We start from the raw sequence: 14,544 nt of genomic DNA on the forward strand, positions 1-14,544 counted from the left end.
CGTAGCGGGCCGCCCCGCGTTGAACCGAATGATCCAATGGCTGCAAATGAACTAGATACCCAAAAAATGGCTTTAAGTACATTTGTTTCGTATGCACGTATCCTCGAAAAAGCAGGACGTGAACCGCGCGACCGGGCATGGTGAGCCGGCGGTCCATCTGACGGCTGGAGGTGTCGTCGACCGGGTCGACCGCACCCGGTCTCGGCGATCCGCCCGTAACTCGGCGAACGCCGCACCCAGCGGGGTGGGGCGGCCCTCACGCCCGGACATCCGCAGCAGGTCGTGGGCACGGACCTGGTTGGTGACCAGGGAACCGGCGACCTTCGACCCGTCCCGCCGACGCCCCGCGAGCGACTCAGCCCCGTCCAGACCCACGCGCCGCGCACCGCCGCCGACCGCTACCGCGGCCCCCACCCCGAGCGGGCCCGCCTCGCCGTACTGCAACGGTGCTGGTGCTGATCGCTGACCAGTTCCAGGGTTGTGTTTGCCGTCGTTTGCGGCCCGGTCCGCTCATACGGTCACGACAAGCACCGTTGCAGCACTAGGACGCGGCCCGCCACACGGTGGTGGCGTTGCAGAACTCCTTGATGCCGTGCCCGGAGAGCTCCCGCCCGTACCCGGAGCGCTTGACCCCGCCGAACGGCAGCGCGGGGTGCGAGGCGGTCATCCCGTTGACGAACACACCGCCCGCTTCCAGGTCCCGGACGAACCTCCGCACGTCCTCGTCGTCGCGCGTCCAGACGTTGGAGCTGAGCCCGAAGTACGTGTCGTTGGCGACCTTCACCGCCTCGTCCAGGTCGGCCACCCGGTAGAGCGTGGCGACCGGCCCGAAGGTCTCCTCCTGGTGGATCCGCATGCCGGGCGTGATCCCGGTCAGCACGGTCGGCTCGTAGAACCAGCCGCGCTCCATGCCCCGCGGCAGGTTCCCGGGCCGGCCGCCGCCGCACAGGACGGTCGCGCCCCGGCCCACGGCGTCGTCGACGAGTTCCTGGAGCCCGTCGCGCCCGGCCTCGCTGGCCAGCGGTCCGACGTCGGTGGACTCGTCCATCGGGTCACCGACGGTCAGCGCGGCCATGCCGGCGGTGAAGCGTTCCGTGAAGGCGTCGTACACGTCCGTGTGGACGATGAAGCGCTTGGCGGCGATGCACGACTGGCCGTTGTTCTGGGCGCGGGCGGTGACGGCGACCTCGGCGGCCTTCTCGACGTCCGCCGACGGCATCACCACGTACGGATCGCTGCCGCCGAGCTCCAGGACGGTCTTCTTGATCTCGTCGCCGGCGATGGCGGCGACGGAACGTCCGGCCGGTTCGCTGCCGGTGAGGGTGGCGGCGGCCACCCGGTCGTCGCGCAGGATGCCCTCGACGGCGCGGGAGCCGACGAGCAGGGTCTGGAAGCAGCCCTCGGGGTAGCCGGCGCGGCGGAAGAGGTCCTCCAGGTAGAGCGCGGTCTGCGGAACGTTCGACGCGTGCTTGAGAAGCCCGACGTTGCCCGCCATCAGCGCGGGCGCGGCGAAGCGGACGACCTGCCAGAGCGGGAAGTTCCATGGCATGACGGCCAGGACCGGGCCCAGTGGGCGGTAGTGCACGCGCGCGTGGACCGCTCCGGCGTCCCGGACGTCGGCGTCCGGGGGCTGCTCGTCGGCGAGGAGCCGCTCGGCGTTGGCCGCGTACCAGCGCATGGCCTTCACACATTTGGCCGCCTCCGCCCGGGCGGCGGTGAGGGGCTTGCCCATCTCCGTGGTCATCGTGCGGGCGATGTCGTCCTGGTCGGCCTCCAGCAGACCGGCCGCGCGGTCGAGCAGGCGGGCCCGGTCGGCGAACGTGGTCCTCCGGTACTCGCGGAAGGCCGCGTCGGCGGCGGCGACGCGCCGTTCGATCCCGTCGGGCGTGAGCTCGTCGAAGGTCTTGAGCGTCTCGCCGGTGGCGGGGTTGACGGTCGCGATGGGCATGGGCGGGTTCCTCCTCGCAGTCGCTGACTCGACCCTGCCGCGCTGGTCGCGGCGTCGCAACGCGAGCGTCCGCGACGCGACGGCGGCGGGTTATGACCGGCCTGTCGGGTAACCCGTGGCGGTATGGCACACACAGGTGATGACAAGGAAAAAGGCGCCGGGAAGCCGGAGGAGCCGACCGACCTGTCCGCGGGCTCGTGGCGGGCGGTCCTCAAGCGCACCGGCAAGGAGTTCATGGACGACGAGCTGCCCGACCGCGCGGCGGCCCTGACGTACTACAGCGTCCTCTCGATCTTCCCCGCCCTGCTGGTCCTGGTCTCGGTGCTGGGCGTGATCGGGGATTCGGCGACCCGCACGGTGCTCGACAACCTCCAGAAGCTGGCGCCGGGGCCGGTGCGGGACATCCTCGGGGACGCCGTGAAGCAGCTCCAGGACAGTCCGGGTGCCAGTGGCGTGGTGGCGGTCATCAGCCTGCTCGGCGCGATCTGGTCGGCCTCCGGTTACGTGGGCGGCTTCATCCGCACCGCGAACGCCGTCTACGACCTGCCGGAGGGCCGCCCGGTGTGGAAGCTGACCCCGCTGCGGGTCGGGCTGACGCTGGTGCTGATGGTGCTGCTCGCGGTGAGCGCGATGATCGTGGTCTTCACCGGCCCGCTCGCGGCGCGCGCGGGCGAGGCCATCGGCCTCGGTGACGAGGCGGTCACCGTGTGGAACATCGCCAAGTGGCCCGTGCTGATCGTGCTGGTGATCGTGATGATCGCGCTGCTGTTCTGGCGGGCGCCCAACGTCCACGGCCAGGGCTTCCGCTGGCTGAGCCCGGGCAGCGTGCTGGCCGTGCTGCTGTGGATGATCGCCTCGGGCGGCTTCGCGCTGTACGTGGCGAACTTCAGCTCGTACAACAAGACCTACGGCACGCTGGCCGGTGTCATCACCTTCCTGATCTGGCTGTGGCTGTCGAACCTGGCCATCCTGCTGGGTCTGGAGCTCGACGCGGAACTGGCGCGGCAGCGGGCGATCAGCGGCGGCATGCCCGAGTCGGAGGAGCCGTACGTGGAGCCCCGGGACACCCGCAAGTGGCCCGAGGAGATGCGCGAGGAGATCGCGCACGACGAGCGCTCCGGCCGTCGCGGCGACGACTCCCGCCCGGCCTGACGGCTGGCGCCCCGGTACCCCCGGCCGGTGTGCCGGGGGTACCGGGGCGCTCAGGTCCCTCGCGGGACGGGCCGGGCGTCGTCCAGGTCGTAGAGCAGTCGCTGGGCCTCCGCCGCCAGGCCGCCGACCGAGGTGGCGGTCTCCTCGTCGTGCTCGGTCAGCCGGGCCTTCAGGCGTCGCTGCGCCGCCCACGCCCGCTCCAGGGCCTCGTCCCGGACGCCGTCGTCCCGGAGGCCGTCCGCGGCCCCGTCGCGGGGCCCGGTCAGCGCCGCGCAGTCCGCCTCGCACACGTCCGCCAGGGCGTGCAGCAACCGCGGCACCTCCCCGAGCACCGCGTCCGGCGGCGGCCTGAGCCGGGGGCGGTCCCCCGCCGCCTCGGCGAGAATGCCGGTCAGCGCGGTCAGGTGGTCGGCGACGCGTTCCCAGGCCGCGTCCCACTGGGTGGAGGGCAGCTCCGGGCCCGGCCGGCGGATGCGGCGTCCCGGGTTGAGGCGCAGGCTCTCCCTGGTCCACATCCGGGCGTTCCGCAGGTCCGCGAGCCGCTGCGGCAGCCGCCGGGCGCGGGCGTGCCACTCCTGGGCCTCGCTCCGCCCGTAGCCGCGCTCCATCTCCACGGCCATCGACCGCAGTAGTTCCGCGCCCTCCCTGGGCAGCCGGCACAGCGACTCATGGGCGTGCCGCAGGTGCACCGGTGGCAGGACCAGCGCGTTGACGCCGATGCCGATGGCCGCGCCGAGGAGCGTCTCCAGCAGCCGGTGCAGGATGCTGAACCCGCTGAACGAGCCGTACACCAGCACGAACAGCGCCGTGGTGGAGGCGTAGACCCCCTGGCCGTCGAAGCGGGAGTAGTTGCCGAGCAGCGCGGTCAGGGGCAGCACGATCGCCATGGCCGCCATGGTGTTGCCGCCGGTCAGCCCGGCGGCGCCGGCCGCCAGCACGGTACCGGCGGCGATGAGGACCACCTGCTGGACGCCGGTCTGCACGGAGCGGTAGACGGTGCTCTGTACGAGGGCGACCGCCGTCCAGGGCGCCATGAGCGCGAGCGGTGCCTGCCACCACCAGCCGGCCACCGCCCAGGCGAGGATCGCGGCCCCGGCGGCCTTGATCGCCTGGACGGCCAGGTCCCGCTCCGGGCCCGGGCCGGTGAGGGCCCGGCGTACGGACCCGCCGACGGCGGCGGCCTCCCAGCCGGCCCGGTGCCACAGCTCGCGCGCGCGGGCCGCCGGGTTCACGGCAGCGGGGTGCCGCCGGTGGCGTTGACGACCTCCCCGGTGATGTAACTCGCGCCCGATGAGGCGAGGAAGACGTACGCCGGCGCCATCTCCGCCGGCTGGGCGGGGCGTCCGAGCGGCGACTGCTTCCCGAACTCGGCCGTCTCGGGCATCGTCGCCGGGATGAGCGGCGTCCAGACCGGTCCTGGGGCCACCGCGTTCACCCGGATGCCGCGCTCGGCGACCAGCTGCGCCATGCTGTGGGTGAAGTTGACGATGGCCGCCTTCGTCATGGCGTAGTCGAGCAGCGGCGGACTCGGCTTGTAGGCCTGCACGGACGTGGTGTTGATGACGGAGCCGCCCCGGGGGATGTGCGGCAGCGCGGCCCTGGTCAGCCAGAACATGCCGTACAGGTTGGTCTTCATCACCCGGTCGAACTGCTCGGTCGTGATGGCCTCGATGCCGTCCGGCTGGGCCATCTGGTACGCCGCGTTGTTCACCAGGACGTCGATGCGCCCGAACTCCTCGACGACCCGCTGGATCAGGGCCCGGCACTGCTCCTCGTCCCGGTTGTCGGCGGCGGTGGAGATGACCTTGCGGCCGGCCTCCTCGACGAGCCTCGCGGTCTCGCGCGCCTCTTCCTCCTCCTCGGGGAGGTGGGTGAAGACGATGTCGGCGCCTTCGCGCGCGTACGCCAGGCACACCGCGCGCCCGATGCCGGAGTCGCCCCCGGTGACGACGGCGACGCGGTCGCGCAGCAGTCCGGTGCCCCGGTAGGACTCCTCTCCGTGGTCCGGCGGCGGGTCCATCGGGCCGGTCCAGCCGGGGTGTTGCTGCTCCTGTTCCGGGAAGTCCGGCCGGGGGTGCCGGGTGACGGGGTCCTGGGGCTCGCGGGGGTCGGTCATGGTCCGCCTTTCGTACGGTCAGCGGTCGTCTGGGGTCGACTTCTCGCGTTCCCAAGACTCACGGACCGAACCATTCCCCGCGAATCAGACGACGGCCCGGCGACCGGTCAGACGGTGACGCGGACCGCCGGGCCGGCGACGGGCACGTCGTTGATGCTCGCGTAGCGCTTGCGCATCAGGCCGTTGGCGTCGAACTCCCAGTTCTCGTTGCCGTACGCGCGGAACCACTGTCCGGCCGCGTCGTGGTACTCGTACGCGAAGCGCACGGCGATGCGGTCGCCGGTGAAGGCCCACAGCTCCTTGCGGAGCCGGTAGTCCAGCTCTCGCCGCCATTTGTCGGTGAGGAAGGCGACGATCTCGTCCCGGCCGGTCAGGAACACGTCGCGATTGCGCCACTCGGAGTCCTCGGTGTAGGCGAGGGCGACCTTCTCCGGGTCGCGGGTGTTCCAGGCGTCCTGGGCGAGCCGCACCTTCAGGCGGGCGGTCTCCTCGGTGAACGGCGGCAGGGGCGGGCGCACGGAGGGCTCCTCTCGGCACGGCGAGAACGATCGTTCTCACCTGGTCCGGTACCTTATGAGAACGATGGTTCTCAGGCAAGGGAGTGACGTGATGGACGGCGAGGAGGCGAGGACCCGGGTCCTCGACGCGGCCGAGGAACTGTTCTACGGCCGGGGTGTCCAAGCCGTCGGCATGGACGCCGTGCGCAGCGCGTCCGGAGTCACCCTGCGGCGCCTGTACCAGCTCTTCCCGTCCAAGGGCGCACTGGTCGAGGCGTACCTGCTGCGGCGCGACGCCCGCTGGCGCGCCGGCCTGGCCGCGTACGTGGACTCCGTGGACGCCCCGCCGCGCGAGCGGGTGCTGGCGGTCTTCGACTGGCTGCGCGGCTGGTTCGAGGAACCGGGCTTCCGCGGCTGCGCGTTCGTCAACTCCTTCGGCGAACTCGGCGCCACCTCGCCGGAGGTGGCCGGGGCCGCGCGGCGGCACAAGGAGGAGTTCCTCCGGTACGTCACCGGCCTGGTGGCCGCGGCGGGCGCCCCCGCCGCGGCCGGACGCCATGTGGCCCTGCTCGCGGAGGGCGCCATGACGACCGCCGCCCTCACCGGTTCGTCCGCACCGGCCCGCGAGGCACGGGAAGCGGCGGCGGCGCTGCTGGACGCGGCGGTACGCCGCTGACCGGGCCGGCCGGCGGGGCGGGCGCGGTGCGGAACACGCGCGGGGCCGGCGGGGGCCGCGCGGCCGAACCGGTGAATCGGCGCCACCCCGCGCATGTGGCACCGCCTTTCTCGCAAGGACACCCTTGGGTTCTTCGCCGCGAAAGGATGGAGATGCGCCTCGCACATTCCTCATGGGGTGCCGCCGTACTGGCCCTCGCGCTGAGCACGGCCGACTGCGCTCCCGCCCAGGACGGACCGCCGGACCTCTCCGGCCCTTCCGCCCTCCCGGTCGCCGCACCGGCGCCACCACGGCGGGAGGCGGCCGGAGCATGCCGTACGCCAACGGAGCAGAAACGTCACTGCACCCGGGTGCCCCGGCCCTTCCACGGACAGCGGATCGTCACCATCGACATCCTGGCCGGGTTCACCGCCCGCGCCGTGGGCGAGGCGGGCGGCGAGCGCACCCTGCGGGCCCGCATCCGACAGGCCGTCACCTCCACCTCCCAGGCGTTCGCCGCCGGGGCCGTCAACGCCCGCCTCCGGCTCACCGGCATCGTCCGGGCCAAGGTGCCCGCCCGGCTGGACCGGTCCGGGGACGACCTGCTGAAGGCGGTCGCCCGGCGCGGCGACGGCGTGGCGGACCACCTCCCCGGCCTGCGTGACCGCGTGGGAGCCGACCTGGTCACGGTGGTGACGGGCAGCGAGGGGCCCGCCGGACTGGCCAACCGGCCCCGCCGCGTGACGTCCAGGACCAGCGGCCACGGTTACAGCGTGGTCGCCCAGAAAGCCCTCGCGCACCATTCGCTCGCCCACGAGATCGCGCACAACCTGGGCGCCATGCACGACTACGCCACCGCCCCACGCGGCGCGAACAGCGCCCGCGGCTACTTCCCGCCCTCGGGCCGGTGGTCGACCCTGGAGGCGTACGAGTCCGGCTGTCGCCGTGCGACCGGCGGCCCCTGCCGGCGCATCAACCGCTACTCCAACCCACGGCAGACCTACCTGGGTGAGCGGCTCGGCTCGCCGCTGGGCCGGCCGAGGCCCGCCGACACCGTCCGCGCCTTCAACGCCGTGGTGGGCATCGTGGCCGAATACCGCCGCCGCCCGGGACGGTGACCTCCGCCTCCGCCGCCCGGGCCGGTGGCCCACGGGCGCGGCAGCGGGGCGGCACACCACCGCGTCACCGGCCGCCCGACGCGACGGGCGGGGCGAGCGGGGCCCGGACGAGCGGCGCCGGCGGGGCGGTCCCCGGCAGCGGCGCCGAGGGGCACACCCGGCACTTACTGCGCCCCAGGCACATATCGGCCAGAACGGATAAAATTCCCGTATGGGAAAGCGGCCTTATCCGTCCACCGCACCCGAGCTGGTCCTCGACATCGACGGGGACTCCACCGTGATGAGTCCGAGTCGGGAGTACCACATCGGGCGCGACCCGGAGAGCGACATCGTGATCACCGACGCCCGCATCTCCTGGCACCACGCGGTGCTGCGTCCCGAGGAGGGACGGTGGACCGTTCAGGACGAGGGCAGTACCAACGGAACCTTCGCCGATGGCAGACGTGTCCGCGTGTGGGACGTCGGCCCCGGCAGCGTCCTCCGCTTCGGGCACCCGGCCGACGGGCCGCGCGCCATGCTGTCGGCGCCCGAGCGGCCCGCGCCGCCCGGCCCGGCCCCGGCGGCCGCCCCCTCACCGTCCCTGTCCCACGCCCCGCCCGCGCCCCAGGACCCGGCGTCCGCACCGCGGCCGTCCTCGGTGTCGCTTCCGGCGGCCACCGGGACGTTCCGGCAGCCGACCTCGGTACGGCCGCTGCCGAGCCGGACCGTACGCATCGGGCGCGGCGCCGGCAACGACCTGGTCGTCGATGACCTGACGGTCTCCCGCCGGCACGCCGAACTGCTCGCCGACCCGGACGGCACGTACTGGATCCACGACCTGGGCAGCCACAACGGCACGTTCCTCAACGGCCAGCCGGTCGACCGCGCCCGGGTGACACCCGACGACATCGTCGGCATCGGGCACTCGGCCTTCTGCCTCGTCGGCTCCCAGCTGGTGGAGTTCACCGACACCGGTGAGGTGTCCCTCGACGTGCAGGACCTGGCGGTCACGGTGGACCGGGGCCGCAAGACCCTCATCGACGAGGTGTCCTTCCCGGTGGGCGAGAAAAGCCTGCTCGGTGTCGTCGGCCCCAGCGGTTCGGGCAAGTCGACGCTGCTCAACGCGCTGACCGGGCTGCGCCCCGCCGACCGGGGCACGGTGCTGTACGACGGCCGCGACCTGTACCGGGACTACGCCGAGCTGCGCCGCCGCATCGGCCTCGTACCGCAGGACGACATCCTGCACCTCCAGCTGACCGTGCGCCGCGCGCTGGTGTACGCCGCCGAGCTGCGCTTCCCCGAGGACACCGCCCGCTCCGAGCGGCAGGCCCGGGTCGACGAGGTCATCGAGGAGCTGGGCCTGGGGCAGCGCGTCGACCAGCCGATCCACAGCCTGTCCGGCGGACAGCGCAAGCGGGTCAGCGTGGCGCTGGAGCTGCTGACGAAGCCGTCACTGCTGTTCCTGGACGAGCCGACCTCCGGCCTGGACCCGGGCATGGACCGATCGGTGATGCACATGCTGCGCGGGCTCGCCGACGACGGCCGTACGGTCATCGTGGTCACCCACAGTGTGCTCAGCCTGGACGTCTGCGACCGGCTGCTGGTCCTGGCACCGGGCGGCCGGATCGCGTACTACGGGCCGCCCGAGGAAGCGCTGGCCTACTTCGGCTTCACCCAGTGGCCCGAGGCGTTCGAGGCGTTCGAGAACGACCGGGACCGCGACTGGGCGGGGCAGTACCGCGCCTCGCGGCTGCACCACCAGTACATCGAGGGCGCCATGCAACGGCCGCCGCTGCCCGACGGCGCGGGGACGGCGGCGCCGCCCGCGCCGCCGCCCAAGGCGCAGAGCTGGGGCGCCCAGCTGCGTACGCTCGTGCGGCGCTACACGGCCGCGCTGAGCGCCGACCGGACGTTCATCGCCATCATGATCGCGCTGCCGTTCGTGATGGGAGCGATGGCCAGGGCGCTGTCCGAGGGCCGCTTCGGCCCCGAGTCGACGATGAACGTGCTGCTGATCCTGTGCGTCGGCGGCGTGCTGACGGGCGCGGCGAACGCGGTCCGGGAACTGGTGAAGGAGCGGACGATCTACCGCCGGGAGAGAGCCGTCGGCCTGTCCAGATCGGCGTACCTGATGTCCAAGGTGGTGGTCCTCGGCGTCATCACGGTCGTGCAGGCCGTGGTCCTGTCCCTGGTCGCGCTGATCGGCGTCCCGCTGAACGCCCCGGGCGGCAAGGGTGTGCTGCTGCCGCCGCTCGTGGAGCTCACCCTCGCCGTCGCCCTGCTGTCGTTCACGGCGATGATGCTGGGCCTGTTCGTGTCGGCGCTGGTGCGCAAGGAGGAGGTCACCATGCCGCTCCTGGTGCTCCTCGCGATCGTGCAGGTGGTGTTCTGCGGTGGCCTGCTGAAGATCCACGGGGCGCTCGTCCTGGAGCAGCTGTCGTGGCTCATCCCCTCCCGGTGGGCGTTCGGGGCGATGGGCTCGACGGTCGACATCCGGAAACTGTCGCCGACCGCCAAGACGGCGGACCCGCTGTTCGACCACACGGTGGCGGCATGGCTGCTCGACATGGGGATGCTGGTGGTCCTCTCCGTCGTCCTGGGGTTCCTGGTGGCGAGGCTGCTGCGCCGGCACGAACCGGTGATCATGCGGAAGTAGGCGCGATCGATGGTCTTTCCCGGCTCCGGCCCCTCGGGCGCGTACGACTCCCCGGACGACGGCTTCCGGCCCAGCCACGTCGTGCCGGCCGAGGGGCTGCCCGCCTGGGAGGCGCCGGATCCGGGCCGCCCGACCGTGCCGCTGGACCCGTTCCTGCCCGTCCTGCTGCTGGAGCGGCTGGGCGACTGGGGCCGGGTGCTGTGCGCCAACGGGTGGTCCGCCTGGGTGGACGGGCGGCTGCTGGTGTCCGTACCGCCCGACCCCCCGGCGGCGGGCCGGCCGATGGGTACGGCCACGGACCCGCGCCCGCTGCTCGCGCGGACCGAGGAGGCGGTGAGCCGCTACCGGCTGGCCGCGGAGGACCTGGCGGCGGGCCGCGCGGACGGCGAGGTGTTCCGGCGCCGCACCCAGGGCCTGCGCATCGGCCTCGTCGTGGACGGCGAGGCGCTGTGGATGTACGACGCGCGGCGGGAGCGGTGGCTGTACTGCGACGGCGCGCGGCTGAGTACGTACGCCACGTCGGCCGGCCCGTCCGCCGCCGGGACCGGTCCGGCCACCGGAGAGGAGCCGCCGCCGGTAGCCGCCCCGGCGGGCGCGTCCGCCGTGCCGGGCACCCCCGCCGCGGCGCCTCCGGCCGCGCCCGCGAAGTACGAACCGACGCGCGTGGTGGAGCACGCCCCCGCACCGGACACGGGCCCGGAACCCACACGCGTCGTGGACCATTCCTCCGCACCGGACACCGGCCCCGAACCCACACGCGTCGTGGACCACTACTCCCCCGCACCGGACACCGGCCCCGAACCCACACGCGTGGTGGAGCAGGTGCCTCCCGAGGACGACGACGCGGACGGTCCGCCGGACCGGACGGGTGAGGGGTGATGGCGGACCGGATCACCCGCGACGACCTGCCCGCCGGGCGGCCGTCCGGACTGGTCGGCAAGCAGATCGCGGACTACCGGGTGGAGAGCGAGATCGGGCGGGGCGGCATGGCGGTGGTGTACCGGGCGCTCGACCTGCGGCTGGACCGCGCGGTGGCGTTGAAGCTCCTCGCTCCCGAGCTGGCCCGCAACGACACCTTCCGCAAGCGGTTCGCGCACGAGTCCCGGGTGGCCGCCGCGATCGACCACCCTCACATCGTCCCGGTGTTCGAGGCGGGCGAGACGGAGGGCGTGCTGTACATCGCCATGCGGTACGTCGCCGGGCAGGACCTGCGGGCGCTGCTGGACCGGGTGGGGCCGCTGCCGCCCGAGCAGGCGGGGCGGATCGCCGCGCAGGTGGCGTCGGCACTGGACGCGGCGCACGCGCACGACCTGGTGCACCGGGACGTCAAGCCGGGCAACATTCTGGTCGCGCCGGGCACCGACAGCGAGCACCCCGAGCACGTGTACCTCACGGACTTCGGTCTGACGAAGAAGTCTTTGTCCCTGACGGGGTTCACCAGTGTGGGCCAGTTCGTCGGGACGCTCGACTACGTGGCGCCGGAGCAGATCTCGGGGCGTCCGGTGGACGGCCGGTGCGACGTGTACAGCCTGGGCTGCGTGGTGTACGAGACGCTGGCCGGGGTGCCGCCGTTCCGGCGGGACGACGACATGGCGCTGCTCTGGGCCCACCAGTACGATCCGCCGCCCCCGTTGACCGAGGAGCGCCGGGGGCTGCCGGCCGCGGTCGACGCGGTGCTGGGCAAGGCGCTCGCGAAGACCCCGGGGGAACGGTACGACACGTGCCTGCAGTTCGTGGCCGAGCTGCGGGCCGCGCTGGAGGGCGGCGCCGGCGCCACGAAGCCGCCGCCCGCCCCTCCCGCCTGGGCACTGCCGGTGTTCCGGGAGCTGTGAGGCTAGGCCGCTTCTTTCGGATCACCGGATCTCCGGGATGTACCGGCCGGTCCTCGTCGGACTTCACCGGCGCCGGCCGAGAAGGGCAGCCTGCTCCTTCTTGAGTCGTGCAAAGCGGGTGGTGGTGTACTCCTTCAGCCCAGGCCCCGGGAACTGGATGACGGACTTGTATTCGCCGAACTCGCCACGTGCCCAGCGCGCCGCGGTGATCTCGTAGCCGGAGACGTGGGCGCACAGTTCGAGCAGGACAGGCGGCACCTCCTCCTCGATGAGAAGGTCGGCCTTGGTGACGACCACGTCGCGCATCTTCTGGATGTTGGGCAGGAATACAGTCGTGGCCCAGGTGCGCCACTCGGCGAGCTCCTCCTCGGTGGGGGGAACGTCGTGGTCGAAGGGATGGACCCCGTCGGGGCGGGCATATCTCTCGCAAAACGCTTCATAGGCACGTCTGTTGGCCTCCATGAGCGCGAAGAGTGGGCCGTAGAAGTCGCTCAACTGCTGGTTCACTCGGGCGAGCCGGGCCTGTCTCTGCGCGAGCCTCAGCCCATTGAGGTACGTCGTCAAGTAGCCGGCGAAGGCCAGACTCACGGTCAAGATCACTGTGCCCATGGAGAGGATGGTAGGCCCGCTTCTTTCGGATCATCTGATCGTTGGTCTCGCTATGCCGTTGACTGACGCGCGGTGGGCGCGGATTGAGCCTTTGCTCCCGGACCGGACACCGAGGCGGGGTGGCCGGTGGCGGGACCACCGTGAGGTGCTCGATGCGATCGCTTGGAAGTTCCAGACGGGATGTCAGTGGGTCCACCTGCCCGAGAAGTACGGCAACTGGAGGGGTGTCTACAACCGGCTTCGCATGTGGGCCGTCGACGGCACCTGGGAGCGCGTCTTCACCGCAGTCATGGCCCAGGCCGACGCTGACGAGGACCTGAACCGGGTAGACACGCCATCCGTGACCACCTACGCAGGCGCGGTATCCGGGCGGTGATCCCCGTACCGGCGGACCAGGGGGCCACCGGCTGCGCCGAGGCAGCAAGGGCGGGATGCCACCCGCCTTCGACCGCGAGGCCTACAAGCAGCGCAACACGGTCGAGCGATGTATCAACCGCTTGAAGCAGTGGCGCGGTATCGCCACCCGCTAAGAGAAGACGGCGGCCATCTACCTGACAGGACTGCACATCGCGGGCATCTTCCTCTGGTCCGCCACGTGATCCCAACGAAACGGCTCAGGTCACGGCCGGGGGGCCGGGCCGTGCGGGGGCCGCTCCGCGCCGGCGTACGCGCGAGGCCAGCAGTCCGCCGAGGGCGCCGAGGACCAGGCCCCACAGCAGGGCGAGCCCGACGGCGGTCCACAGGCGCGGGTGCAGCGCCACCTGGCCGCCCAGGTCGTCGACCTCCACGATCCCCAGGATCGACAGGCCCAGCCGGGCGACGACCCGGGTGACGGGGGCGACGGCGAGCATGGTGAGCGCGAAGGCGACGCCGAAGTGGAGGGCGTACTGCCAGAGCCGGGTGCCGGCCGGTGAGCGTACCGCCATGGCGAACGCTGCGGCCAGCAGCAGTACGGCGGCGACCGGCACGAGCCACCAGGCCCGCCCGTCGTGCTGGGCGAGGGCGGCCACGTCCAGGGTGGTGTCCTCCGGGCCGCGCAGCGCCGCGTCCAGGACCTGTGGCATGGGCAGGCCGAACGGGCCCTCCACCCTGCCCTGCCAGGACGCGCCGATACCCAGGCCCAGGGCCAGCCAGGCGACGTTGGGCAGGCCCAGCAGGATGACGGCGAACGTCTCGGCGGTGTGCCCTCGGGTCGCCGCCACGATCAGGCCGGCGATCAGGCCGATGGCGACGTAGGCGAGGAGCAGCAGCAGCATCGCGAAGGCGGCCGGGCGGACCGGCTCCTGGTAGCGGAGCAGCCGGGCGGGGAGCGGGGCGCGGCGGGAGACGAGCAGGGCCATGGCGAGGACGCCGAGCAGCCAGAGGAGGCCGAACAGCAGGGTGGGGCCGAAACCGGCGCGGAAGCCGACGGTGGGCGTCGCGTCGAGCAGGCCGCCGATGATGTCGACGGGCGAGTCCGGAGGCACGACGGAGAAGGTGTGCCGTGCCAGCGCGGTCAGGGCGGCCAGCCCGGCCAGCCACAGGACGGCGGTACGGGCGACCCGGGCGAGGAGCTCGCCGGTGCTGGCCACGGCGCGGTGCCGCAGCGGGCGCAGGAAGGACCAGCCGGCCACCAGCGCGCCCGTGAGGGTGACGGACAGTGGCATGAGGGTGAGTTCCGCGTCCGTGTTGGCGAGCCCCCCGGCCTGGCCGGAGACGTCCACCGAGCCGCCCGCGGCGATGACCACGACGGCGGCGACGACGCGCGGGAACGCGCCGCCCGGCAGGTCGGCGGCGCCCGCCGCCCACAGGCCCAAAGCGGCCACGACGGCCATGGCGACCAGCGAGGCGAACACGGTGACGAGGGCGTCGCCCCAGGCGCGCACGGCGCTGTGGCCGCCGCCGGCCGGGGAGGGCGGGGCGGGGTTCGGTGCGTGGGGTCCCTGACGGATCACGCTGCCACGGTAAGCGCGTCACCGGACAACCGCCTGCGGACGCGGGTG

Annotated in this window: 12 protein-coding genes and 2 pseudogenes; 7 read left to right on the forward strand and 7 right to left on the reverse strand. The window is 72.7% G+C overall.

Annotated elements, in window-relative coordinates; genetic code table 11:
- Nucleotides 1-136: 136 nt before the first annotated feature.
- Both AC07DW_RS12600 and AC07DW_RS12605 read right to left on the reverse strand, forming a co-directional pair.
- A pseudogene (locus AC07DW_RS12600) lies at nucleotides 137-333 on the reverse strand (Tn3 family transposase); the annotation flags it as partial.
- 208 nt (nucleotides 334-541) lie between these two features.
- Nucleotides 542-1,948: an NADP-dependent succinic semialdehyde dehydrogenase gene (locus tag AC07DW_RS12605; RefSeq protein ID WP_478857629.1), complete on the reverse strand. Its 1,407-nt coding sequence runs from the start codon at nucleotides 1,946-1,948 to the stop codon at nucleotides 542-544.
- A gap of 123 nt (nucleotides 1,949-2,071) precedes the next feature.
- Between AC07DW_RS12605 and AC07DW_RS12610 the strand changes: the two genes are divergently transcribed.
- Nucleotides 2,072-3,100, forward strand: coding sequence for a YihY/virulence factor BrkB family protein (locus AC07DW_RS12610; protein ID WP_478857630.1), 1,029 nt, complete (start codon nucleotides 2,072-2,074; stop codon nucleotides 3,098-3,100).
- A 50-nt stretch (nucleotides 3,101-3,150) separates the two neighbouring features.
- Here AC07DW_RS12610 and AC07DW_RS12615 read toward each other — a convergent pair whose 3' ends face one another.
- From AC07DW_RS12615 to AC07DW_RS12625, 3 genes are all read right to left on the reverse strand, one after another.
- Complete coding sequence (locus AC07DW_RS12615; protein WP_478857631.1) at nucleotides 3,151-4,332, reverse strand: FUSC family protein; 1,182 nt, start codon at nucleotides 4,330-4,332, stop codon at nucleotides 3,151-3,153.
- Nucleotides 4,329-5,216, reverse strand: coding sequence for an SDR family oxidoreductase (locus AC07DW_RS12620; protein ID WP_478857632.1), 888 nt, complete (start codon nucleotides 5,214-5,216; stop codon nucleotides 4,329-4,331). The genes AC07DW_RS12615 and AC07DW_RS12620 overlap by 4 nt, the downstream gene beginning before the upstream one ends.
- Before the next feature lie 107 nt (nucleotides 5,217-5,323).
- Nucleotides 5,324-5,734 (reverse strand): nuclear transport factor 2 family protein, encoded by a 411-nt coding sequence (locus AC07DW_RS12625; protein WP_478857633.1) that lies wholly within the window; start codon nucleotides 5,732-5,734, stop codon nucleotides 5,324-5,326.
- Between the two features lie 91 nt (nucleotides 5,735-5,825).
- Between AC07DW_RS12625 and AC07DW_RS12630 the strand changes: the two genes are divergently transcribed.
- The 5 genes from AC07DW_RS12630 (at nucleotide 5,826) to AC07DW_RS12650 (ending at nucleotide 11,953) form a co-directional block, all read left to right on the forward strand.
- Nucleotides 5,826-6,389 carry a TetR/AcrR family transcriptional regulator gene (locus AC07DW_RS12630; RefSeq protein ID WP_478857634.1) on the forward strand — a complete coding sequence of 188 codons (564 nt, stop codon included), beginning with the start codon at nucleotides 5,826-5,828 and terminating at the stop codon, nucleotides 6,387-6,389.
- Nucleotides 6,390-6,541: 152 nt separating this feature from the next.
- Nucleotides 6,542-7,486, forward strand: a complete 945-nt coding sequence (locus tag AC07DW_RS12635; RefSeq protein ID WP_478857635.1) for a reprolysin-like metallopeptidase — start codon at nucleotides 6,542-6,544, stop codon at nucleotides 7,484-7,486.
- A 211-nt stretch (nucleotides 7,487-7,697) separates the two neighbouring features.
- Nucleotides 7,698-10,121 carry an FHA domain-containing protein gene (locus AC07DW_RS12640; RefSeq protein ID WP_478857636.1) on the forward strand — a complete coding sequence of 808 codons (2,424 nt, stop codon included), beginning with the start codon at nucleotides 7,698-7,700 and terminating at the stop codon, nucleotides 10,119-10,121.
- A gap of 9 nt (nucleotides 10,122-10,130) precedes the next feature.
- Nucleotides 10,131-11,000: a hypothetical protein gene (locus AC07DW_RS12645; RefSeq protein WP_478857637.1), complete on the forward strand. Its 870-nt coding sequence runs from the start codon at nucleotides 10,131-10,133 to the stop codon at nucleotides 10,998-11,000.
- Nucleotides 11,000-11,953 carry a serine/threonine-protein kinase gene (locus tag AC07DW_RS12650; protein WP_478857638.1) on the forward strand — a complete coding sequence of 318 codons (954 nt, stop codon included), beginning with the start codon at nucleotides 11,000-11,002 and terminating at the stop codon, nucleotides 11,951-11,953. The genes AC07DW_RS12645 and AC07DW_RS12650 overlap by 1 nt, the downstream gene beginning before the upstream one ends.
- A 63-nt stretch (nucleotides 11,954-12,016) precedes the next feature.
- Here the strand turns inward: AC07DW_RS12650 and AC07DW_RS12655 are convergent, their stop codons facing one another.
- A complete protein-coding gene (locus AC07DW_RS12655; protein ID WP_399431340.1) occupies nucleotides 12,017-12,562 on the reverse strand; it encodes a hypothetical protein in 546 nt (181 codons plus the stop codon).
- Nucleotides 12,563-12,569: 7 nt separating this feature from the next.
- Between AC07DW_RS12655 and AC07DW_RS12660 the strand changes: the two are divergent.
- A pseudogene (locus tag AC07DW_RS12660) lies at nucleotides 12,570-13,161 on the forward strand (transposase).
- A 15-nt stretch (nucleotides 13,162-13,176) separates the two neighbouring features.
- On the opposite strand, the gene AC07DW_RS12665 reads toward AC07DW_RS12660, so the two are convergent.
- Nucleotides 13,177-14,496 carry a streptophobe family protein gene (locus AC07DW_RS12665; protein ID WP_478857639.1) on the reverse strand — a complete coding sequence of 440 codons (1,320 nt, stop codon included), beginning with the start codon at nucleotides 14,494-14,496 and terminating at the stop codon, nucleotides 13,177-13,179.
- Nucleotides 14,497-14,544: the final 48 nt, after the last annotated feature.

The sequence above is a fragment of the Streptomyces sp. NPDC045701 genome (assembly GCF_056432045.1).